At 71.0% G+C, this 22,751-nt stretch carries 15 protein-coding genes; 11 read left to right on the forward strand and 4 right to left on the reverse strand.

Annotated elements, in window-relative coordinates; translation table 11 throughout:
• Positions 1-48: 48 nt before the first annotated feature.
• On the forward strand, positions 49-1,227 hold the full coding sequence (gene moeZ, locus E5671_RS30495; RefSeq protein WP_160507096.1) for an adenylyltransferase/sulfurtransferase MoeZ: 1,179 nt from the start codon (positions 49-51) through the stop codon (positions 1,225-1,227).
• A 117-nt stretch (positions 1,228-1,344) separates the two neighbouring features.
• Here moeZ and E5671_RS30500 read toward each other — a convergent pair whose 3' ends face one another.
• The 3 genes from E5671_RS30500 to E5671_RS30510 form a co-directional block, all read right to left on the reverse strand.
• Positions 1,345-2,910: an alpha/beta hydrolase gene (locus E5671_RS30500; RefSeq protein WP_160507097.1), complete on the reverse strand. Its 1,566-nt coding sequence runs from the start codon at positions 2,908-2,910 to the stop codon at positions 1,345-1,347.
• 89 nt (positions 2,911-2,999) lie between these two features.
• On the reverse strand, positions 3,000-4,544 hold the full coding sequence (locus E5671_RS30505; protein WP_160507098.1) for an alpha/beta hydrolase: 1,545 nt from the start codon (positions 4,542-4,544) through the stop codon (positions 3,000-3,002).
• Positions 4,545-4,652: 108 nt separating this feature from the next.
• Positions 4,653-7,520, reverse strand: a complete 2,868-nt coding sequence (locus E5671_RS30510; RefSeq protein WP_160507099.1) for a flippase-like domain-containing protein — start codon at positions 7,518-7,520, stop codon at positions 4,653-4,655.
• A gap of 161 nt (positions 7,521-7,681) precedes the next feature.
• Between E5671_RS30510 and E5671_RS30515 the strand changes: the two genes are divergently transcribed.
• The 6 genes from E5671_RS30515 to nudC all read left to right on the forward strand — a co-directional run bounded on the left by E5671_RS30515 (position 7,682) and on the right by nudC (position 18,646).
• Positions 7,682-8,116 (forward strand): MGMT family protein, encoded by a 435-nt coding sequence (locus E5671_RS30515; RefSeq protein WP_160507100.1) that lies wholly within the window; start codon positions 7,682-7,684, stop codon positions 8,114-8,116.
• 167 nt (positions 8,117-8,283) lie between these two features.
• Complete coding sequence (locus E5671_RS30520) at positions 8,284-11,817, forward strand: UvrD-helicase domain-containing protein (RefSeq protein ID WP_160507101.1); 3,534 nt, start codon at positions 8,284-8,286, stop codon at positions 11,815-11,817.
• A 113-nt stretch (positions 11,818-11,930) separates the two neighbouring features.
• Complete coding sequence (locus tag E5671_RS30525; RefSeq protein WP_160507102.1) at positions 11,931-12,626, forward strand: hypothetical protein; 696 nt, start codon at positions 11,931-11,933, stop codon at positions 12,624-12,626.
• 90 nt (positions 12,627-12,716) lie between these two features.
• On the forward strand, positions 12,717-16,208 hold the full coding sequence (locus E5671_RS30530) for a UvrD-helicase domain-containing protein (RefSeq protein ID WP_160507103.1): 3,492 nt from the start codon (positions 12,717-12,719) through the stop codon (positions 16,206-16,208).
• A gap of 10 nt (positions 16,209-16,218) precedes the next feature.
• Entirely contained in the window at positions 16,219-17,640 is a 1,422-nt protein-coding gene (locus E5671_RS30535) for a dipeptidase (RefSeq protein WP_160507104.1), read from the forward strand.
• 58 nt (positions 17,641-17,698) lie between these two features.
• A complete protein-coding gene (gene nudC, locus E5671_RS30540; protein ID WP_160507105.1) occupies positions 17,699-18,646 on the forward strand; it encodes an NAD(+) diphosphatase in 948 nt (315 codons plus the stop codon).
• A gap of 29 nt (positions 18,647-18,675) precedes the next feature.
• Here the strand turns inward: nudC and E5671_RS30545 are convergent, their stop codons facing one another.
• Entirely contained in the window at positions 18,676-18,918 is a 243-nt protein-coding gene (locus tag E5671_RS30545) for a mycoredoxin (protein ID WP_160507106.1), read from the reverse strand.
• A 27-nt stretch (positions 18,919-18,945) separates the two neighbouring features.
• Between E5671_RS30545 and E5671_RS30550 the strand changes: the two genes are divergently transcribed.
• The 4 genes from E5671_RS30550 to E5671_RS30565 all read left to right on the forward strand — a co-directional run bounded on the left by E5671_RS30550 (position 18,946) and on the right by E5671_RS30565 (position 22,687).
• Positions 18,946-21,276, forward strand: coding sequence for an ATP-dependent DNA helicase UvrD2 (locus tag E5671_RS30550; protein WP_202121317.1), 2,331 nt, complete (start codon positions 18,946-18,948; stop codon positions 21,274-21,276).
• 167 nt (positions 21,277-21,443) lie between these two features.
• Positions 21,444-21,830 carry a hypothetical protein gene (locus E5671_RS30555; RefSeq protein ID WP_160507108.1) on the forward strand — a complete coding sequence of 129 codons (387 nt, stop codon included), beginning with the start codon at positions 21,444-21,446 and terminating at the stop codon, positions 21,828-21,830.
• A 168-nt stretch (positions 21,831-21,998) separates the two neighbouring features.
• Complete coding sequence (locus E5671_RS30560) at positions 21,999-22,367, forward strand: WhiB family transcriptional regulator (protein WP_160507109.1); 369 nt, start codon at positions 21,999-22,001, stop codon at positions 22,365-22,367.
• Positions 22,364-22,687 (forward strand): hypothetical protein, encoded by a 324-nt coding sequence (locus E5671_RS30565; RefSeq protein ID WP_160507110.1) that lies wholly within the window; start codon positions 22,364-22,366, stop codon positions 22,685-22,687. The genes E5671_RS30560 and E5671_RS30565 overlap by 4 nt, the downstream gene beginning before the upstream one ends.
• Positions 22,688-22,751 lie beyond the last annotated feature (64 nt).

Here is a 22,751-nt window from a genome sequence, read left to right on the forward strand (position 1 = left end):
TGTTACACGCAGAACAACTGTTCCGAAATACCGACCAACGGAGTCCCCGTGTCGCTGCCACCCCTGGTCGAGCCAGCATCTGAGCTCACCGTCGACGAGGTTCGCAGGTACTCCCGCCACCTGATCATCCCCGACGTCGGGATGGACGGGCAGAAGCGGCTGAAGAACGCCAAGGTGCTGTGTGTCGGCGCCGGCGGCCTCGGGTCACCGGCGCTGATGTACCTCGCCGCGGCGGGCGTCGGCACGCTCGGCATCGTGGAGTTCGACGAGGTCGACGAGTCGAACCTGCAGCGCCAGATCATTCACAGCCAGGCCGACATCGGCCGCTCCAAGGCGGCGTCGGCGAAGGACTCCGTCCTCGGCATCAACCCGTACGTGAACGTGATCCTCCACGAAGAGCGGCTCGAGGCCGAGAACGTGATGGACATCTTCAGCCAGTACGACCTGATCGTCGACGGCACGGACAACTTCGCCACGCGTTACCTGGTCAACGACGCCTGCGTACTGCTCAACAAGCCGTACGTATGGGGTTCGATCTACCGCTTCGACGGCCAGGCTTCCGTCTTCTGGAGCGAGCACGGCCCGTGCTACCGCTGCCTCTACCCGGAGCCCCCGCCCCCCGGCATGGTCCCGTCCTGCGCCGAGGGCGGCGTGCTCGGCGTGCTCTGCGCGTCCATCGGCTCCATCCAGGTCACCGAGGCGATCAAGGTCCTGGCCGGCGTGGGCGACCCGCTGGTCGGGCGCCTGATGATCTACGACGCCCTGGAGATGCAGTACCGCCAGGTCAAGGTCCGCAAGGACCCGGACTGCGCGGTCTGCGGCCCGAACGCCACCGTCACCGAGCTCATCGACTACGAAGCCTTCTGCGGCGTCGTGTCGGACGAGGCCCAGGAGGCGGCGCTCGGCTCGACGATCACTCCCAAGCAGCTCAAGGAGTGGATCGACGCCGACGAGAAGATCGAGATCATCGACGTGCGCGAGCAGAACGAGTACGAGATCGTCTCGATCCCCGGCGCCAAGCTGATCCCCAAGAACGAGTTCCTCATGGGCACCGCCCTGGAGAGCCTTCCGCAGGACAAGAAGATCGTCTTGCACTGCAAGACGGGTGTCCGGTCCGCGGAGGTCCTCGCCGTGCTGAAGTCCGCGGGCTTCAGCGACGCGGTGCACGTGGGCGGCGGCGTGATCGGCTGGGTCAACCAGATCGAGCCCGAGAAGCCGGTCTACTAGGCGTAGTGCCTGAACGGAGAATGGGGCCCGCACCTTCAAAGGTGCGGGCCCCATCGCCTTGAGGGCTCGTCCTCAAACGCCGGACGGGCTGGAGACTCCGCCCAGTGGCTGGATCACTCAGGTCTCGCAGACCTTGCCGTCCTTCGGGGCCTTGCCCTCCAGCAAGTAGTCGTTGACCGTGCTGTCCACGCAGTCGCTGCCCATGCCGTACGCGCCGTGGCCCTCGCCCTTCCAGGTCAGCATCACGCCGACGCCCTCGCCGAGTTCGTCCGCCATCTTGCGGGCGCCTTCGTAGGGCGTCGCCGGGTCACCGGTGTTGCCGACGACCAGGACCGGGGCCGCGCCCGGGGCGCTCACGTCGGGGGAGTCGTGCAGCCCGGCCACCGGCCAGGAATGGCACCAGCCCGCCGTGTCCCAGCCCATGAACTCGCCGAAGACCGGCGATATCTCACGGAAGTCGGCCAGCTGTGCCTTCGCCTCCGCGGGCGTCGTCCGCGCCTTGCCGTCGCGGCAGGAGATCGAGCGCTGCGAGTGGCTCTGTGTGCTGTAACGCCCGGATTCGTCCCGTTCGTTGTAGGCGTCGGCCATCTGCAGCAGTGCCGAGCCGTCGCCCTTCTCGGCCTGCTCGAGGCCGCGGGTCAGGGCGGGCCAGCTCTGCTTGCTGTAGAGGGTTACCGTGATGCCCGTGAGCGCCAGGGACTGGGTGAGCTTCCGGTCGCCCGACCCGGGCAGCGGCTCGGCGTCGAGCCGCTTCAGGAGGCGCACTATCTTCTGCGAGCCGGCCTTCGGGTCCTGGCCCGAGGACTTCAGGTAGTTCTCCAGGGCGCGCTGGAAGCCCCGTGCCTGGTTCTTGGCGTGGCCCACCGAGTCCGCGCTCGGGTCGACGACCGCGTCCAGGGTGAGGCGCCCCACCTTCTTGGGGAACAAGTGGGCGTACGTGCCGCCCAGTTCGGTGCCGTACGAGATGCCCATGTAGTGCAGCTTCTCGTCGCCGAGCACCTGGCGCAGCACGTCCATGTCCTTCGCCGCCTCGACCGTCGAGACATGGTCGAGCAGCTTGCCCGCGTTCCGCTCGCAGCCCGCGCCGAAGTCGGCCGCGTCCTTGAAGTACGCCGCTTCCTCGGCCGGAGTGTCCGGGGTGAGGTCGACGGACTCCGCGGCCTGCGTCTCCTTGTCGCTGCGGCAGCGCACACCCTCGCTGCCGGCCACCCCGCGCGGGTCGAAGCTCACCAGGTCGTACCGCTCGCGCAGCGTGTCGTACATGTCCGCGAACGACGGCAGCATGGAGACGCCGGAGCCGCCGGGTCCGCCGAAGTTGAACAGGAGCGAGCCGATGCGCTTGCCCTCGCCGGTGGACCTGGCACGTATCAGCGCGACGTCGATCGTCTCGCCGTCCGGCTTCGCGTAGTCCAAGGGGACCTTGAGGGTCGAGCACTGCCACTCGGAGCCGGGCGCGGGGTCGCTTCCGGTCGCCTTGCAGCCGCCCCAGTCGAGCTTCTGGGTGGTGAGCGAGGCGGGCAGGGTGGAGGAGGGGTCGGGCTTCGGCGACTGCTCGGGGCCGGTCGGCGCGGGCTTCGCGTCGTCCTTGCCCCCGTCGCCTTCGGAACCGCCGCAGCCGACGGCGAGCCCGGCCACCAGAACCCCTGCGGCGGCCAGAGCTGCTGACCGTACGAAACGCGGCATGGAACGCTTCCCCCCTCGGAAGACAGTCAAGCCATAGTAGGCGGGCCCACCGACAGTGATCCGGGGCGCCCCGGGTGGCCCTCACCACGTCACGAGCAGACCGTGCCCTCCTTCGGCACCGTGCCGTCCAGCAGATAGCTGTTCACCGCGTTCCGCACGCACTTGTTCTTGCTGTCGTACGCCCCATGCCCCTGGCCCTTGTACGTCAGCTCGACGCCGACGCCCTTGCCCAGCGCGTCCGCCATCTTCTTCGCACCCTCGTAGGGCGTGGCAGGGTCGCCCGTGTTGCCGATGACGACGATGGGCGGCGCGTCCTGCGCGCTGACGTCCGGGTGCTCGGCGGCGCCGTCCACCGCCCAGTCGGTGCAGCCGACCATGCCCCACGCCAGATAGTCGCCGAACAGCGGCGACGCCTCACGGAACCCGGGGAGCTTCTCCTCGACGTACTCCGGCGTGTAGCGCGCCTTGTCGTCCGCGCAGTTGATGGAGATGTTGGCGGCCTGGATGTTGCTGTACGTACCGTCCTGGTTGCGGCCGTTCATGGAGTCGGAGAGCGCCATCAGGATCTTGCCGTCGCCGTCGTACGCCTCGTCGAGGCCCTCGGTGAGATACGGCCAGAAGTCCTCGGAGTACAGCGCCTGCGCGATGCCGTTCGTGGCGGCGGTCTGTGTCAGTTCGCGCGGGGCGATGGCGGGCAGCGGCTTGGCGTCCAGGTCCTTGAGGAGCTTGGCGATCCGCTCCTTGACGTCCTGCTCGGTGTCTCCGACGGGGCAGTCGGCGACTTTCGACGTGCAGTCCTTGGCGTAGTTGTCGAGTGCGAGCTGGAAACCCTCGGCCTGGCCGAGCGAGCCCTGCTCCGCCGTCTCGGTGGGGTCGACGACCGCGTCGAAGACGGCACGGCCCACCTTCTTGGGGAACAAGTGCGCGTAGACGCCGCCGAGTTCGGTGCCGTACGAGATGCCGAAGTAGTGCAGCTTCTCGTCGCCGAGCACCTGGCGCATCAGGTCCATGTCGCGGGCCGCGTCGGTGGTCCGTACGTGGGGGAGCACCTCGCCGGAGTTCTTCTCGCAAGCTCCGTTGAAGCCCTTCACGTTGGCGACGAGCTTCTTCCGCTCGGCGTCGTCGTCGGGCGTGGAGTCCTGCTGGAAGTACTCGTCGAGCTGTTCGTCGTCCTCGCACTTCACGCCCGCGCTGCGGCCGACGCCGCGCGGGTCGAAGCTCACCAGGTCGTAGCGGGTGCGCAGCTTGGCGTAGTCCTCCCCGAAGGCGGGCAGCGTGGTGATGCCCGAGCCGCCGGGGCCACCGAAGTTGAAGACGAGCGAGCCGATCCGCTGGCCCTTCTCGCCGCTCGCCGCGGCGCGGATCAGGGCGATGTCGAGCGTGTCCCCCTTGGGCTTGTCCCAGTCGAGGGGGGCCTTCATGGTGGCGCACTGCCATGCGGCGCCGCCGGGCAGCGGGGACGGGGCCTCACCTCCGCCTTCGGACGCGGCCGGTGCGCGGCATTCCTTCCAGCTGAGCTCCTGGGACGAGAGGTCCTCATCCTTGGAGTCCTTGGAGTCGTCACCGCCGCAGGCCGCGAGGGTCGCAGACAGCAGGACGACGGTGGCGGCGGCACGCGCCTTGAGGTTGGGCATGCTCCCCATCCTGCGGGGGGCGCAGACGGGGCGCACGGCTGGCTCGGCCTTCCGTGAACAGGCGTCCTTCTGTTGAAGAAGGCCCCTCCTTCCAAGAAGGCCCCTTCTTTAAAGAAGGCCCTTCCTTGTCAGGTGGTTGAAGAACAGCCACCCCGGAAGCACCGGCAGCCACAGCGTGAGGAGCCGGTACAGAAGCACGGCCGGCGCCGCGACGTCCTTGGGTACGCCCACCGCGATGAGACCGAAGGTGAGCGTCGCCTCGACCGCTCCGACACCGCCGGGCGTGGGCGCAGCGGAGCCGAGCGCGTTGCCGGCGAGGAAGACCACGGCGACGCTGGCCAAGGTCAGCGGCTTCATCTCCGTAGTGCTGAAGGCACGTACCGAAGCGTCGAGACAGAGCACGAACAGGAGCGTCAGGAGCAGCATGCCGCCGATGCCGGTGAGCAGCTTCTGCGGGCGCTGCAGCACGTCGAGCATGCGCGGCACGACGCCCGCGAACAGCGACCGCACGCGCGTGACCACGAACTTCCGCAGGAACGGGATCGCGGTCACCACGAGCACGAGCACCGCGACCGAGAGGAGACCGGCGATGACGGTCCGGGACGGCGAAAGGGACGGCGTCTTCTCCGTACCGGTCACATACCCGAAGATCATCAGCAGCATGATGTGCGAGCCCAGCCCGAACAGCTGCGAGGCCCCGACGCTCGCCACCGCGAGGCCGGAACGCACCCCGGAGCGCTGCAGGAAGCGCGTGTTGAGCGCGACGCCGCCCACCGCGGCGGGCGCCACGATCTTCACGAACGACCCGGCGACCTGCGCCTGCACGGCCCGCAGGAACGGCACACGCTCCGGGACGAAGCCGAGCAGGCTCATCGCCGCCGCGAAGTAGCTCAGCGCCGAGCACGCCACGGCCACGGCGACCCAGCCCCACTCGGCCTCGCCGATGATCGTGTTGAAGTCGACGTGAGTGAGCTGGGAGAGCAGGAAGTACGCGCCGATGGCACCGGCGATGAAGCTGATGAGCGTGCGCGGCCTGATCCGCTCCAGCTGAGCGGGCTCGACGGGCGCCTGCGGCCGGATGAGCAGCACCTGGTGGCGGATCTGGGTGAGCAGATCCTCCTCGCGGGCCTGTTCGAGCGCGACGTCTATCGCCTGCTTCTCCGCCTGCTTCTCCGCGCGCACGGTCTTGCGGTCGGGAGCCTTGGCGCCGTCGACGGTCTCCGCCACTTCCGCCGCGGCGTTGGCGTCCGCCTCCGCCGCGCGGGCCAGCTTGTCCTTGCGGGACGCCTCAAGGACCGCCTCGCGCTCGCGCTGCGACCGCTCCCTGGCCAGCTTGCGCAGGGTCCCGCGGGTGGACCGCGTCAGGGCGATGGGCTGGAGCAGCGGAAGACAGTCGGCGACCGTGTCGGGGCCGAGCACGTCGACCGCGGTCGCGACCGCGCGCTCGGCGCCCACGCGAAGACCGAAGGCGGTCAGGAGCTGGGCGATGTCCATCCGCAGGACCAGGTCGCCCGCGGCGATCTCACCGCCCCGCAGGTCGGTCAGGATCACCGTGCCGGAACGATCCACCAAAATCGCGTCGCCCGCGAGCCTGCGGTGCGCGATCCGCCGCGACTGGAGCGCCTGCACCTGCCGCCAGGTGTCGCACAGCAGCTCATCGGTGATGACGTCGTCCGGCAGGGAGTCCAGGGTGCGGCCGCCCGTGTGCTCGTAGACGAGTATCACCGCGTCGGGGCCGAGCTCGGAGGTGGCGATCAGCTTGGGTGCGTTGGCCCCGGCCGCGATCGCCGCGTACGCCAGGAGGGCCTCCTGCTCCAGGGCCTGGCGCAGCGACTGCAGGCTGCGGCGCTGGGTGATGCCGCGCAACGTGAGCCTGCGCCACACGCGGTAGAAGAAGCCCTGCGCCTGCTGTTCGCGGTCGATGACCGTGACGTCGAGGGGCGGGCCGTCCTCAAGGGTGACGAAGTAGCGGCGGCCCCGGTCGCCGTGCTCGCTGTCCGGGGAGTCCTCGCGGGATGCGCTCACCGGGCGGAAGCCGACGTGCCGCAGGCCGGCGAGCAGCGTCTGGCCGGTGGGCCTGACGTTCGGGGAGCCGACCGCGTACAGCGTGCCGTAGGCCACGCTCCAGCCGAGCAGGACCGTCAGGATGATCGAGAACGGCGTCGTGTAGCCGGTGACCAGCATGGTGAAGGCGTCGAGCAGGAGCACCACCCACAGGACCACACGCCAGCGTGGTCGCCGGGACATCCCCACCGCTGTCATGTACGCGATGACGGGGGCGAGATAGCCGTGCACGGGGTCGGTGAGCGCGTGCAGCTCGCCGGGGGACGGCCGGGTCAGAGCCTCCTGGAGGGAGTCCGGTGCGGCCTTGGCGACCCAGAGGTCGGTGGCGAGCGTCACGCCGTGCGCGAGGACGGCCGCGAGGACGCCGTCAGCGATGCGCAGCCCGTCCCGTTTGACCAGGCGCTCGATCGCGAACGCGACGGGCACGAGCAGCACGCCGATGCTCGCGGTGAGGCCCGCGAACTTGATCAGGAGGTCGGGCGCCTGGTCCGTGCCCTTGTCGATGTCCTGGGCGAGCCCCGACGTCGTGCCGTGCGCGAACGCGGCGATGGCGAGGACGACGGCGATCCCGAGGATGCCGACGAGCAGCCGCATCAGGTCCGACGGGCGGTGCACGCGCGCGGCGAGCAGCGGTTCGTCACCGGCGACGCGGTCGGCGTGGGCTCCCTCGCCGTCGGCGCAGTCGTCGGCACACTCGTCGGGCACGAAGGCGGCGTGGGCGTCCTGCTCGGCCGCGGGTCGCCCGTCCTCGTCCCTGCCGGACTTCTCGCGCTGCTCGGACTTCTCGTGCTTCTCGTGCTTCTTCAGGGAGTGCCCACCGGTGTCCGGGTGCGCCTCGGCCGCAGGGGTGCCCGCCGTCTCATCGGGGTGCACATCCTGCTGCTCCGTCGCCTCTTCTTGATCTCGTATCACCAGTCACCGCCCGCACGATGGTGGCATGCCCCACCGACAGAGGGGGGCATCAGGGTGCAATGCGGGGGCGCAAAGTGTTCACCGAGCTCCAGTTTGTCTCGTACCGCACACTCTGTCGCGGGCCGCTCACGGTGTCGGTGGGGTACGGCAGGATGGTCCGGATGAGCGAGGAGAGCGGACCGGAGCAAGGGCTTCCGGAGTACCCGGAGTACGCGGAGCGGGTCCTCGAGGTCGCGGAGCTGATCCCTCCGGGGCGGGTGATGACGTACGGGGACGTCGCCGAGTGGCTGGAGGAGGGCGGGCCCCGGCAGGTCGGCCGGGTGATGGCCCTCTACGGGGGTGCGGTTCCGTGGTGGCGTGTGGTGCGCGCGGACGGCCGGCTGCTGCCGGGCCACGAGCTGCGGGCGCTCGGCCACTACCGTACGGAGGCCACGCCGTTGCGTGAGGCGGGCCGCGCGTCCGAGGGACATGTACCGCGCCTCGACATGCGGCGGGCGCGCTGGGACGGCACGGCAGCTGTCCACGACGCGGCGGGCGGCGGCGCGGCGGACAGTGGCGAGGCCGCTCACCCGCGGGCTCCGGAGGCTCACACCTGACAGCTTCGGCCATCCCGCGGAGTCGTGGAGGACCGGTGGCCCGTACGGGGGAAGCCACGCGTCCCGCACGCCCGCTGGCGTAGCGTCGACAGCACGCATTTCTCTCACCCCGCAGCCATCGCGCAGCCGATTTTCACCACGTACACCCACCAGGACCGGCGACCCACGTGAGCTCCACTTCTTCCGCCCGGCACACCCGGCACCCGTCGCACCAGCAGGTGCGACAGGGGTCCCAGGGCGCCTATCGACTGGTGCGTACCCCGCCGGTCCGCGTGGATCCCCCTCGTCTTGACGCACGGCAGCGCGCGGTGGTTGACCATGCCGGAGGGCCGCTGCTCGTCCTGGCGGGGCCCGGCACGGGCAAGACGACGACGCTCGTGGAATCCGTCGCCGCGCGGATCGCGAAGGGCACGGAGCCGGAGCGGGTTCTGGTCCTCACCTTCAGCCGCAAGGCCGCGGTGGAACTGCGCGACCGCATGGCGCTGCGCATAGGAGCGGCCAACGCCCCGCAGGCGACGACCTTCCACTCCTTCTGTTACGCCCTCATCCGCGCCCACCAGGACGCGGACCTGTTCGTCGAGCCCCTCCGCCTCCTCTCCGGTCCCGAGCAGGACGTGGCCGTACGGGAGCTCCTCGCGGGCCAGATCGACCTGGCGGGCGAGGGGCGCTCCCACGTCCGCTGGCCGGACGAGCTGCGCGCCTGCCTGACGACACGGGGCTTCGCCGACGAGGTGCGCGCGGTGCTCGCCCGGAGCCGTGAGCTCGGCCTCGGCCCCGACGCCCTGGAGGCCTTCGCCCGCCGCGCGGGGCGCCCGGACTGGGGCGCGGCGGCGGCGTTCCTCGCGGAGTACCTGGACGTACTCGACATGCAAGGAGTGCTCGACTACGCGGAACTGGTGCACCGCGCGGTGCTGCTCGCGCGGCGTCCCGAGGTCGCACGGGCGCTCGGCGCGCAGTACGACGCGGTGTTCGTGGACGAGTACCAGGACACGGATCCGGCGCAGGTACGGCTGCTGCACGCGCTTGCCGGGGGCGGGCGCTCCCTTGTCGCTTTCGGCGACCCGGACCAGTCGATCTACACCTTCCGGGGCGCCGACGTGAACGGCATCCTGGAGTTCCCCGACCGCTTCCCGCGCGCGGACGGCACCGCGGCGCCGGTGGAGGTCCTGACGACGTCCCGCAGGTCGGGAGCCGGTCTGCTGGCCGCCACGCGCCTGCTCACCCGCCGCATGCCGCTGACCAGGCTGCCCGCGGAGAAGGTACGGGCCCACCGGGAGCTGGCGGCGGTCAGGGATGGCGGCCGCGTGGAGACCTACACGTACCCCACGTCCGGCGCCGAGCTCGACAACATCGCGGACATCCTGCGCCGCGCGCACCTGGAGGACGGCGTCCCCTGGGGCGAGATGGCGGTCCTGGTCCGCGCGGGAGCCCACACGATCCCCGCGGTCCGCCGCAGCCTCACCGCGGCCGGCGTCCCCCTGGACATCGACGGCGACGACATCGCCCTGCGCCATGAGCCGGCGGTCACGCCACTGCTGACGGCGCTGCGGGCGGTGGCGACGGCGGTGGTGTCCGAGCCGTCGCCTGGCGGGGCGGGGGGCGAGGCTGGGGTGGAGGCCGAGTCCGAGGCCGGGCAGCTCATGGCCGATGCCGATGCTGAGTCCGAGTCCGAACCCGGACTCGCGGCTCGTCAGGCGCCCGAGCCTGAAGCCGGGCGTGATCCCGTGTCCGAGTCCGAGCCCGCGTCCGAGCTCGGCTCGGCGTCGGAGCCCGAGGCGGGAGTTGTGGCCGACCCCGTACCCGAGCCCGAAGCCGTCTCCCCGACCACCTGGCTCGACACCGAGACCGCCCTGGCCCTTCTCACGTCCCCCCTCGCGGGCATGGACGCCGCCGACCTGCGCCGCCTCGGCCGCGCTCTCCGAGCGGAGGAGCGTGCCGCGGGGAACCATCTGCCGCCGCCCTCCGATGAGCTCCTTGCCCGTGCGCTGGCCGAGCCGGAGCGGCTCGTCGCGCATGATCCCGCGTACGCGCGTGGCGCCCAGCGGCTCGGTGCGCTGCTGCGCAAGGCCCGGGAGCGGCTCGCGGGCGGCGGCACCGCCGAGGAGGCGCTCTGGGAGCTGTGGGACGGCACACCGTGGCCACGCCGCCTGGAGCGGACCGCGCGCCGCGGAGGCGCCGCCGGGCGCAACGCGGACCGCGATCTCGACGCGGTCTGCGCCCTGTTCGCGTACGCCTCACGTGCGGAGGAGCGCACCGGAGGGCGCGGCGCCCTCAACTTCCTGGAGGAGACCGAGGCGCAGGACATCGCCGCGGACACCCTCACGCGCAGGGCGGTACGCCCCGACGCCGTACGCCTGATGACGGCGCACCGTTCCAAGGGCCTCGAGTGGCGGCTCGTGGTGGTCGCGGGTGTCCAGGAGGGCCTCTGGCCCGACCTGCGCCGCCGCGGCTCCCTCCTGGAGGCCGACCGCATCGGAAGCGACGGCCTCGCCGAGCCCCTCACCCCCGGAGCGCTCCTCTCCGAAGAACGCCGGTTGTTCTACGTGGCCGCCACGCGCGCGCGTGAACGCCTCGTCGTCACCGCCGTCAAGGCACCCGCGGACGACGGCGACCAGCCCTCCCGCTTCCTCACCGAACTCGGCGTCGAACCCAAGGACATAACGGGCCGCCCACGCCGCCCCCTCTCCGTCTCCGCGCTCGTCGCCGAACTGCGCTCCACCACCGTCGACCCCCGGGTGTCGGAGCCGCTGCGCGAGGCCGCCGCCCACCGCCTGGCCCGGCTCGCCGCGCTGAGCGACGCCGACGGGCGCCCCCTCGTGCCGTCCGCGCACCCGTACCGCTGGTGGGGCATGTACGAGCCGACGGCGAGCGAGGTCCCTCTGAGGGACCGCGACAAGCCCGTCGTCCTCTCCGGAAGCGCCCTGGATCAGCTCGCCAACACCTGTTCCCTGCAGTGGTTCCTGGGCCGCGAGGTGAAGGCGGACGCCCCGGCGACCGCCGCCCAGGGCTTCGGCAACGTGGTGCACGTCCTGGCCGACGAGGTCGCGTCCGGCAGGACACCCGCCGACCTCGCCGTCCTCATGGAGCGCCTCGACTCGGTCTGGGACGCGCTGGCCTTCGACGCCCCCTGGAAGTCGACGCAGGAGAAGGAGCACGCGCGCGTGGCGCTCGAACGCTTCCTCCAGTGGCATGTGATGGACCGCGCGACCCGCACCCCCGTCAGCAGCGAGCACGACTTCGACGTGACCCTCGAAGCGGGGCCCTACGAAGTACGCGTGCGCGGCTCCATGGACCGCGTCGAGCAGGACGCGCAGGGGCGTGCCTACGTAGTCGACTTCAAGACCGGCAAACAGACCCCCAGCGCGGCCGAAGTGGCCCGCCACCCACAGCTCGCCGTCTACCAACTCGCCCTCCGCGAGGGCGCGGTCGACGACGCTTTCGAAGGCGTACGTCCGGAGGCGGGCGGCGCGGAACTGGTGCAGCTGCGTCAGGGCGCCGCCAAGAAGGACGGCGGCGAGACCCTCCCCAAGGTGCAGGCCCAGGAGCCGCTCGCCGGGGAGTGGGTGGGCGACCTCCTGGCCACCGCGGCCGGCAAGGTCCTCGACGAACGCTTCTCGCCCACGACGGGCCAGCACTGCACGCACTGCGCCTTCCGCGCCTCGTGCAGCGCCAAGCCGGAGGGCCGGCAGGTCGTGGACTGACCTCCCTGGTGGCTTCAGTGGCCAACGTCACCTCTCGCCACTCGGGTTCATAGCAGCCGCACAGGCCATCTAAAGTCGCCGCAAAGCTCATCGTCTTTTGAGGAGAAACACACATGGCAGCCAACCGGAAGCTCCTGGCCGCGGCAGTCGCCTGTGCCGCCGCGTTCGTCGGCATCACGGGCTGCTCCAGCGAGGACAAGGACCCCTTCGAGGGGATGAGCGCCGACAAGATCGCCAAGAAGGCGGCCGACGCGTCCAAGGACGCGGGCTCCTTCAAGGTGACCGGCGAGGGCAAGCAGGGCGCCGAGACGGTCAAGGTCGACTTCTCGGTCGCCAAGTCCGGTGACTGCAAGGGCAAGGTGGGCGGCGGCGCGGGTGGCACCGCCGAGCTGCTCGTGTCCGACAAGACCCAGTACATCAAGGGTGACGAGGCGTACTGGAAGAAGGCCATGGGCGGCAGCGGCAAGGCGTCGACCCTCAAGGACAAGTGGGTCAAGGCGCCGAGCGGCGGGAATGGCGGCGTCTGTGACCCGGACGCGATGTTCCAGTCGAAGGAACTCAAGAAGCTCGAGCGCGAGAAGGACTCCGAGGTCGGCGGCAAGAAGGCGGCCGTCCTCACGAAGGACGACTCGGGCAAGAAGACGACCTTCTACGTCGCCGCCGAGGGCAAGCCGTACTTCCTGAAGATCGTCACCTCGGGCAAGGAAGACCCGGGCACGATGAACTTCACCGACTACGGCAAGCCCGTCGCCGTCAAGGCCCCGGCTCCGGGCGACGTCATGGACATGGAAGAGCTCATGAAGCCCTGACACCCGAAAAACCCTGACGCCAGTAGCGACAGCGGTCACTGACACCCGGGCCCGCCCCGATTGTCAGTGGCCGCCGCTAGCCTCTCTGACGTGCCACCTCGTATCACCGACCCCGAGCAGCTCAAAGAGCTCCTCGGCATCCCGTTCACCCCGGAGCAGACGGCCTGCATCACCGCGCCGCCCGCCCCGCAGGTGATCGTGGCCGGAGCCGGGTCGGGCAAGACGACGGTGATGGCGGCCCGCGTGGTGTGGCTGGTCGGCACCGGGCAGGTCGCCCCCGAGCAGGTCCTCGGCCTGACGTTCACGAACAAGGCGGCGGGCGAACTCGCCGAGCGGGTGCGCCAGGCGCTCATCAAGGCCGGGGTCACGGACCCCGAAGCGCTCGACCCGGACCACCCTCCGGGCGAGCCGGTCATCTCCACGTACCACGCCTTCGCGGGCCGCCTCCTTACCGACCACGGTCTTCGCATAGGGCTCGAACCGACCGCCCGGCTGCTCGCCGACGCCACCCGCTTCCAGCTCGCCGCGCGCGTGCTGCGCGAGGCACCGGGTCCGTATCCCGCGCTGACCCGTTCCTTCCCCGACCTCGTCAGCGACCTCCTCGCGCTCGACAGCGAGCTCGCGGAACACCTCGTACGGCCCGACAGGCTCCGCGCGTACGACACCGAGCTGCTGCACACCCTGGAGGGCGCGAAGCTCTCCAACGCCGATCTGCGCAAGGTCCCGGAGACGGCGGCCGCCCGGCTCGAACTGGCCGAGCTCGTCGGCCGCTACAGGGAAGCGAAGCGCTCCCGCGACCTCCTCGACTTCGGCGACCAGATCGCCCTCTCCGCGACGCTGGCCCGCACACGCGCGGAGGTCGGCGAGATCCTGCGCGAGGAGTTCCGCGTCGTCCTGCTCGACGAGTATCAGGACACCTCGGTGGCCCAGCGCATCCTCCTGGCGGGCCTCTTCGGAGGCGGCACGGGCCACCCCGTGACGGCGGTCGGCGACCCCTGCCAGGCGATCTACGGCTGGCGCGGCGCCTCCGTGGCGAACCTGGACGACTTCCCCGAGCACTTCGCGCACGCCGACGGACGCCCCGCGGCCCGCCACGCGCTCAGCGAGAACCGTCGCAGCGGCGGCCGCCTCCTGGACCTCGCGAACGGCCTCGCGGAGCCGCTGCGCGCGATGCACGCGGGCGTGGAGGCGCTGCGGCCCGCGCCCGGCGCCGAGCGCGACGGCATGGTCCGCTGCGCCCTGCTGCGCACGCACGCCGAGGAGATCGACTGGATCGCCGACTCGATCGCGCACCTCGTGCGCACCGGCAAGGCCCCCGGCGAGATCGCGGTCCTGTGCCGCACGGCGACGGACTTCGCGCAGATCCAGGGCGCGCTTGTCGCCCGCGACGTCCCCGTGGAGGTCGTCGGCCTCTCCGGGCTTCTGCACCTCCCGGAGGTCGCCGACCTGGTCGCCGTCTGCGAGGTGCTCCAGGACCCGGGCGCGAACGCCTCCCTGGTGCGCCTGCTGACCGGCCCGCGCTGGCGCATCGGCCCGCGCGACCTCGCCCTCCTGGGCCGCCGCGCACGCCTTCTCGTACGCCATGGGCACGCGGCACCGGACGACGACCCGGACCGGCGTCTGGCCGAAGCGGTCGAGGGGGTCGACCCCGCCGAGGTGATATCGCTCGCGGACGCGCTCGACACGTTCCTGGAGACGCCGCTGGAGGAGGACACGGAGGACGACGGGCTGCCCTTCTCGCCGGAGGCGAGAGTGCGGTTCGCGCGCCTCGCTGCCGAACTCCGCGATCTGCGCCGCTCGCTGGCCGACCCGCTGATGGACGTGCTGCACCGGGTGCTCGCCGTCACGGGCCTTGAGGTCGAACTCTCCGCGTCACCGCACGCCCTCGCGGCCCGCCGCCGCGAGACGCTCTCGAACTTCCTGGACGTCGCCGCGTCCTTCGCCGCGAACGACAGCGGGGCGAGCCTGCTGGCCTTCCTCGCCTTCCTGAGGACGGCCGCGCAGTACGAGAAGGGCCTGGACAACGCCCTGCCCGGCGGCGAGAACACGGTCAAGGTGCTCACCGCCCACAAGTCGAAGGGCCTGGAGTGGGACGTCGTGGCCGTCCCCGGCCTCGTCACCGGGACGTTCCCCAGCACCCAGGGCCGCGAGAAGTGGACGGCCCAGGGCAAGGTCGTCCCGCACGCGCTGCGTGGCGACGCGGCGACCCTGCCCGACATCGAGGCGTGGGACTCCCGGTCCATGAAGGCGTTCCACGAGGACATGAAGGAGCACCAGCGCACGGAGGAGCTCCGCCTCGGCTATGTGACCTTCACCCGTCCCCGCTCGCTGCTCCTGGGCTCCGGCCACTGGTGGGGCCCTTCACAGAAGAAGCCGCGGGGCCCCTCGGACTTCCTCCGGGCGCTGTACGACCACTGCGCGGTGGGTCACGGGGAGATCGAGGCCTGGGCGGACGAACCGGAGGAGGGCGAGGAGAACCCCGCCCTGGCGGAGGGCGCCGCCGAGCACGCGTGGCCGCTCCCGCTGGACGACACGGCCCTGGCCCGCCGCCGGGCCGCCGCGCAGACGGTCCTCACGCAGCTGGACCGCCTGACGGGGGAGGGGGCACACGGCACGCCGGACGACGCCCGCTCGCACGAAGAACCCCACCCGTCGGCGTACGACGACGTGCCCCCTGCCGAGGACCCGGACTGGCCGCCCCCTCCGGAGGACGAAGAGCCGCCCCACAGAGAAGCCGGATTGCCCGAGGCCCACCCCGAGGACTGGGACTCCTGGACATCGGCCCGCCCGACGATCCCGCACCAGGCGTCCGCCCACCCGGAAGAGACCCGCCTCACCCCGGAGGAAGCCCGCACGCTCGCCTCCTGGGACCGTGACCTGGACGCCCTCACCGGCGAACTCCTGCGCGCCCGAGAGGCGATCAGGGACATCCCCGTACCGGCATCCCTCACCGCGTCCGAGGTGCTGCGTCTGGCCGCCGACCCGGAGGGCTTCGCGCAGGAGCTCGCGCGCCCCATGCCGCACCCGCCGCAGCCCGCGGCCCGGCGCGGCACCCGCTTCCACGCTTGGGTGGAGACCCGCTTCGAGGAGCTGCGCCTCCCGCTGCTCGCCCCCGACGACCTGCCGGGCGGCGCCCCCGGAGAGGCCGAGATCGCCGACGAACGCGACCTGGACGCGCTCAAGGAAGCCTTCGAGCGCACCGAGTACGCCCACCGCACTCCGCACCGCGTCGAGGTGCCCTTCCAGCTGACGCTCGCGGGCCGCGTCGTCCGCGGCCGGATCGACGCCGTCTACAAGGAGATCGACGGCGACGACGTGACGTACGAGATCGTCGACTGGAAGACCAGCCGCACCCGCACCGCCGACCCCCTCCAGCTCGCCGTCTACCGCCTGGCCTGGGCCGAGCTGCACGACGTGCCACCGGAGTCCGTGAAAGCGGCGTTCCTGTACGTCCGCAGCGGCGAGACCTCCCGCCCCGCGCACCTGCCGGGCCGGGCCGAACTGGAGCGGATCCTGCTCGAGGAACCGGGCGGGCAGTCGGGTGACGAACCACCGGACGGATCGGCTCCCGGGGGCGGCTAGGCTCGTGACCATGAGCCAGTCCGTTGACAGTGACGTCAGTGGCGTCAGCGCCGTTCGTACGTACATTGAGACCCACCGTTCCGCCTTCCTCGACGATCTCGCCGAGTGGCTGCGCATCCCGTCCGTGTCGGCACAGCCCGACCACGCACAGGACGTGCGGCGCAGCGCGGACTGGCTCGCCGCCCAGCTCAAGGAGACCGGCTTCCCGACCGCCGAGGTCTGGCAGACGGCCGGCGCTCCCGCCGTCTTCGCCGAGTGGCACTCCGGGGACCCCGAGGCCCCCACGGTCCTCGTCTACGGCCATCACGACGTGCAGCCCGCGGCCCGCGAGGACGGCTGGCACACGGACCCCTTCGAGCCCGTCGTCCAGGGCAACCGCCTCTACGCGCGCGGTGCCGCCGACGACAAGGGCCAGGTGTTCTTCCACACACTCGGCGTCCGCGCCCACCTCGCCGCCACCGGCCGCACCGCCCCCGCGGTGAACCTGAAGCTCCTGATCGAGGGCGAGGAGGAATCGGGCTCCCCGCACTTCCGCGCGCTGATCGAGGAGCACAGGGAGCGCATAGCGGCCGACGCGGTGATCGTCTCGGACACCGGCATGTGGGCGGAGGACACCCCCACGGTCTGTACCGGCATGCGCGGCCTCGCCGACTGCGAGATCGAGTTGCGCGGCCCCGACCAGGACATCCACTCGGGCTCCTTCGGCGGCGCCGTCCCGAACCCGGCGACCGCGGCCGCCCGTCTCGTCGCCGCGCTGCACGACGAGCACGCGCGCGTAGCCGTACCGGGCTTCTACGAAGGCATCACCGAACTCACCGACCGCGAGCGCGAACTCTTCGCCGAGCTGCCCTTCGACGAGGAGCGCTGGCTGCGTACGGCCAAGTCGCGCGCGACGTACGGAGAAGCGGGTCACACCACCCTGGAGCGCATCTGGGCCCGCCCCACCGCCGAGGTCAACGGCATCGGAGGCGGCTATCAAGGACCGGGCGGCAAGACGATCGTTCCGTCGTCCGCCTTCCTGAAGCTCTCCTTCCGGCTCGTGGCGGGCCAGGACCCGGACCGCGTCGAGGAGGCCGTACGCACCTGGGTCGCCGACCAGCTGCCGGCCGGGATCAGTCACACGATCACCTTCGGCGCCGCCACGCGCCCGTGCCTGACGCCGCTGGACCACCCCGCCCTGCGGTCAGTCGTACGGGCGATGGGCCGGGCCTTCGAGCAGCCGATCCGCTTCACCCGGGAGGGCGGTTCGGGACCGGCGGCCGACCTCCAGGACGTACTGGCCGCCCCCGTGCTCTTCCTGGGCATCTCCGTGCCGTCCGACGGCTGGCACGCGCCGAACGAGAAGGTCGAACTCGATCTGCTCCTCAAGGGAGTCGAGACGACGGCCTACCTGTGGGGCGATCTCGCCGAGCACTGGCGCGATGCACACTGAGCCCCGCCTTGCCGACCTTGCTGAACCACCCATTCCATCGGGGGAGTTGGAAGCACCTGTGACCACCTGGACCGACCGCGCCGCTGATCGTCCCGTCTCGCTCACCGCGCCGAGCGGCATCGACCGCGCGGCCCACCACCGCCTCGACGAGGCCTGGCTCGCCGCCGCCTGGAGCCACCCCACGACACGGGTCTTCGTGGTCTCCGGCGGTCAGGTGCTCATCGACGAGACACCGGACGGCAGCACCGAACTGGTGATGACCCCGTCCTTCGAGGCGCCCCTCACCGAGGCCCACCGTTACTTCCTGGGGACGGACGACGACGGCGTCAGCTACTTCGCGCTGCAGAAGGACTCCCTGCCCGGCCGCATGGACCAGCAGGCGCGCCCCGCGGGCCTGCGCGAGGCGGGGCTCCTCCTGTCGCCCCGTGACGCGGGCCTGATGGTGCACGCCGTCGCCCTGGAGAACTGGCAGCGCCTGCACCGCTTCTGCTCGCGCTGCGGCGAGCGCACCGTCATCGCGGCGGCCGGCCACATCCGCCGCTGCCAGGCGTGCGGCGCCGAGCACTACCCGCGTACGGACCCGGCCGTGATCATGCTCGTGACGGACGACCAGGACCGCGCGCTCCTCGGCCGCCAGGTGCACTGGCCCGAGGGCCGCTTCTCTACGCTCGCGGGCTTCGTGGAGCCGGGCGAGTCCATCGAGACGTCGGTGCGGCGCGAGGTGTGGGAGGAGGCCGGAGTCACGGTCGGCGACGTCGAGTACGTCGCGAGCCAGCCCTGGCCGTTCCCCTCCAGCCTGATGCTGGGCTTCATGGCCGCCGCCACGTCGTCGGAGATCAACGTGGACGGCGAGGAGATCTCCGAGGCCCGATGGTTCTCCCGGGAAGACCTGCGGGCCGCATTCGAGTCCGGGGAGGTCCTGCCTCCCTACGGGATCTCGATTGCGGCCCGACTGATCGAGCTCTGGTACGGCAAGCCCCTGCCGAAGCCGGGCACCGTCGGCTAGGGGCCTGACATCAGGTCAGGCCCGGCCGCTCAGGCGGCCAGCTTCTGCTTCACCTGCGCCAGCGACGGGTTCGTCAGCGTCGAGCCGTCGGGGAAGAGAACGGTGGGAACCGTCTGGTTTCCGCCGTTCGCCTTCTCGACGAAGGCCGCGGAGTCCGGGTCGTGCTCAATGTTGATCTCGTTGTACGTGATGCCCTCGCGGTCCATCTGGCCCTTGAGCCGGCGGCAGTAGCCGCACCACGTGGTGCTGTACATCGTCACAGTGCCCGGCATGTGTCTCGCGCTCCTTTGTTGCTCGGCATGCGTCATCGCAAAGACTCGAACGTACGCGACCCGGCCACCATTCCCGCATTAGTACGACCGCACCGGCCTCCCTGTGGACAACCGGCTCACGCGCCTCCGGCGACCTGGCAGCATGGCGGGGTGACAGCAGCAACGCACTCCACCCTCTTCCCGCAGGTCCCGGACTCTGCCGACGCGGTGCTCGCCGGGCTCGACCCCGAGCAGCGCGAGGTGGCCACCGCCCTGCACGGGCCGGTGTGCGTCCTGGCAGGCGCGGGCACGGGCAAGACACGGGCGATCACGCACCGGATCGCCTACGGCGTGCGCGCCGGAATCCTCCAGCCCGCCAGCGTGCTCGCCGTCACGTTCACCAACCGCGCGGCGGGCGAGATGCGCGGCCGCCTCCGCCAGCTCGGCGCCTCCGGGGTCCAGGCGCGCACGTTCCACTCCGCGGCCCTGCGCCAGCTCCAGTTCTTCTGGCCGAAAGCAGTCGGCGGCCAGCTGCCCCGGATCGTCGACCGCAAGATCAAGCTGGTCGCGGACGCGGCGGCCGCATCGCGCATCCGCCTCGACCGCAACGAACTGCGCGACGTGACGAGCGAGATCGAGTGGTCCAAGGTCACCCAGACCGTCCCCGCCGACTACGCGGCCGCCGCCGCGAAGTCGGGCCGCCTCATCCCCCGGGACGCCGCGGAGATCGCCCAGATCTACGGCGCGTACGAAGACCTCAAGCGCGACCGCTCCGTCATCGACTTCGAAGACGTCCTGCTCCTGGCCGTCGGCATCCTCCAGGACCGCCACGACATCGCCGACCAGGTCCGCGCCCAGTACCAACACTTCGTGGTCGACGAGTATCAGGACGTCAGCCCGCTCCAGCAGCGCCTGCTGGAGCTGTGGCTCGGCGACCGCGACAGCCTCTGCGTCGTCGGCGACGCCAGCCAGACGATCTACTCCTTCACCGGCGCGACCCCCGACCACCTGCTGAACTTCCGCACCCGCCACCCCGGGGCGACGGTCGTCAAGCTCGTCAGGGACTACCGCTCCACACCCCAGGTCGTCCACCTCGCCAACGGCCTGCTCTCCCAGGCCCGCGGCCGCGCCGCGGACCACCGCCTCGAACTGATCTCCCAGCGCGAGGCCGGGGCCGAACCGGTCTACACCGAGTACGCGGACGAGCCCGCCGAGGCCGAAGGCGCCGCCCGCCGCATCCGGGCCCTCATCGCCGACGGAGTCCCGGCGAGCGAGATCGCGGTCCTGTTCCGCACGAACTCCCAGTCCGAGATCTACGAACAAGCGCTCGCCGACGCCGGTGTGCCCTATCAGCTGCGGGGCGCCGAGCGGTTCTTCGAGCGCACCGAGGTCAGGGAGGCCGGCGCCGCGCTGCGCGGCGCGGCACGCTTCGGGGGCAACGACTCCCTGCTCGACGACGTCGTCGACCTCCCCTCACAGGTGCGGGCCGTCCTGTCCACGAAGGGCTGGACGACACAGCCCCCGGCCGGCTCCGGCGCGGCCCGCGACCGCTGGGAGTCCCTGGCGGCCCTGGTGCGCCTCGCCGAGGACTTTGCGCGGGCCAAGCCGGACGCGACGCTCTCCGACCTCGTGGGGGAGCTCGACGAGCGCGCGAGCGCCCAGCACGCGCCGACCGTCGAGGGCGTCACCCTCGCCTCGCTGCACGCCGCCAAGGGCCTGGAGTGGGACGCCGTCTTCCTGGTCGGCCTCGCCGAGGGCATGATGCCGATCACGTACGCCAAGACCGACGAGCAGGTGGAGGAAGAGCGCCGCCTCTTGTACGTGGGTGTCACCCGGGCCCGTGTTCACCTCTCCCTCTCCTGGGCACTGTCGCGTTCGCCGGGCGGTCGCGCGGGACGCCGGCCCAGCCGCTTCCTGGACGGGCTGCGGCCGGGCTCGGGGGCGGGCACCGGAGCGCGCGCCGCGGGCGGCGGACCCGGCGGCGTCGAGCGCGGGAGCGGCGGCGGGGAGAGCGGCGGCGCCAGGAGCCGCCGAAGGACGAGCAGGTCCCCGGCCCGGTGCCGGGTCTGCGGGCGGACCCTGACCGACGCGGGCGAGATGAAGCTCATGCGGTGCGAGGACTGCCCGTCCGACATGGACGAAGGGCTCTACGAACGGCTGCGGGAGTGGCGCTCGGGCCAGGCGGAGATCCTTGGACAGCCCGCGTACTGCGTGTTCACGGACAAGACCTTGATCGCCATCGCGGAGGCCGCACCCGACGAAGAGGGCGAGCTGGCCCGGATCCCGGGCGTCGGCGTGCGCAAGCTCAACCGCTTCGGATCTGATGTCCTCGCCATTTGTGCAGGTGAGGAGCGTGTAAGGGGCGCCGATGGCAACTGATTCAAACTCGTCGAAAAAATAGTTTGCGCATGCGCAAGGAAGACCCATAGGTTCTTAAGCACGGGAACGGCGGCTTCTCCGAAGCCCTGGCCTCGTGCTGTACTTAATAGTCCGCCCGCAGGATCGGTTCCGGCCGATCCCATAGACGCCGAGAGGAGGCGATTCCAGTGATCAGCATCAACGAGAGCTTCATCAGCACCGCGAAAATGACCGATCGCTCGGTCGTCGCTTCCTGCCTGCTCGGCTTCTCGAACCTGGGCACCGGTCTGTCCGGTGGCATCGCTGCCGCCGCCATCCGTCCGGAGTCCTCTGTCCTGCCTCTGTTCCCGCGCGCCGCCAGCACCGCTCTCAACGTGCTTCCGATGCGTGAGGTCAATGAAGGCAGCGAGCGAGCGACCAAGGCACCGGAAGCAGTAGCGACGGCACAGGCGCAGGCCTATGCCTTTGCCGCAGCCGGTGCCGGATCCAAGAAGCAGACGACGCAGCACCAGACGCAGCAGCACCACACGATGTGGGCCTTCCGTGGGCTCGAACCCTGGAGTGATCCAGTCTGATCCTCGATCAGACCGGCGCCTTCCAGGGCCGCGGAACCCCACCCGGGATCCGCGGCCCTTCTGTTTTCCCCAAAACGGGATGACGGAGCGAAGGGGCCGAGCAAGACCCGGTACCAGCCGCCAACCGGCCGACCCAGGCCGGCACGACCAGACGAGGAAAACAACACCGTGCAACTCGAAGCGCACGCCCCGTCCGTACCGCCTTCAGAGACTCTCCCCCCGCCCGCTCCCACGGAGGACCCGACCTTGACTCCCCTGACCGCGCTCACCGCGCTCGACGACGCCATCGAGAACCTCGGCGTACCCGTTCCCTGCCGTGCCTACGACCCTGAGGTCTTCTTCGCCGAGTCGCCCGCCGACGTCGAGTACGCCAAGTCCCTCTGCCGTACCTGCCCGCTGATGGAGGCCTGCCTGGCCGGCGCCAAGGAGCGGCGTGAGCCGTGGGGTGTCTGGGGCGGCGAGCTCTTCGTCCAGGGTGTCGTCGTTGCCCGCAAGCGGCCGCGTGGCCGTCCGCGCAAGAACCCGGTTGCGGCATGAGCATCACCGGAACGATCGATCGCCCCCTGACGCACGACCCCAAGAAGCAGGCCCCGATGAAGGCAGCCACCGCCGAGCCCGCGCGCTCCGCAACCTCAGACTTCACCACCACCGGCGCGAACGACTCGCGCCAGAACAGGACCCGCGAGATGCAACTCATCCCAGAAGCCTTGGCTCGTGCGCATATGCACGAACGCATGCGTGAGGCCGAGGCCCAGCGCCCGGCCGCCCGGCTGATGGCGGCCCGCCGGATGCAGCGCCGTGCCGAGCGCGCGTCGCTGCGCGCCAGGCGCGCGCTCGCCATCGCCGTCATGCAGTGACGAGCCGGCCGACACGCTGACTGAGCTTCACCACGATGCCCGCGGGGGCCGGTCCGAACGGACC

It is taken from the genome of Streptomyces sp. BA2 (assembly GCF_009769735.1).
Lineage (GTDB): Bacteria > Actinomycetota > Actinomycetes > Streptomycetales > Streptomycetaceae > Streptomyces.

Bases quoted from the DNA above. Each gene is read 5' to 3' on its own strand.
- E5671_RS30500 (WP_160507097.1), bottom strand. From the start codon at position 2,910: ATGCCGCGTTTCGTACGGTCAGCAGCTCTGGCCGCCGCAGGGGTTCTG.
- E5671_RS30505 (WP_160507098.1), bottom strand. From the start codon at position 4,544: ATGCCCAACCTCAAGGCGCGTGCCGCCGCCACCGTCGTCCTGCTGTCT.
- E5671_RS30515 (WP_160507100.1), top strand. From the start codon at position 7,682: ATGAGCGAGGAGAGCGGACCGGAGCAAGGGCTTCCGGAGTACCCGGAG.
- E5671_RS30525 (WP_160507102.1), top strand. From the start codon at position 11,931: ATGGCAGCCAACCGGAAGCTCCTGGCCGCGGCAGTCGCCTGTGCCGCC.
- E5671_RS30535 (WP_160507104.1), top strand. From the start codon at position 16,219: ATGAGCCAGTCCGTTGACAGTGACGTCAGTGGCGTCAGCGCCGTTCGT.
- E5671_RS30545 (WP_160507106.1), bottom strand. From the start codon at position 18,918: ATGCCGGGCACTGTGACGATGTACAGCACCACGTGGTGCGGCTACTGC.
- E5671_RS30550 (WP_202121317.1), top strand. From the start codon at position 18,946: ATGCGTCATCGCAAAGACTCGAACGTACGCGACCCGGCCACCATTCCC.
- E5671_RS30565 (WP_160507110.1), top strand. From the start codon at position 22,364: ATGAGCATCACCGGAACGATCGATCGCCCCCTGACGCACGACCCCAAG.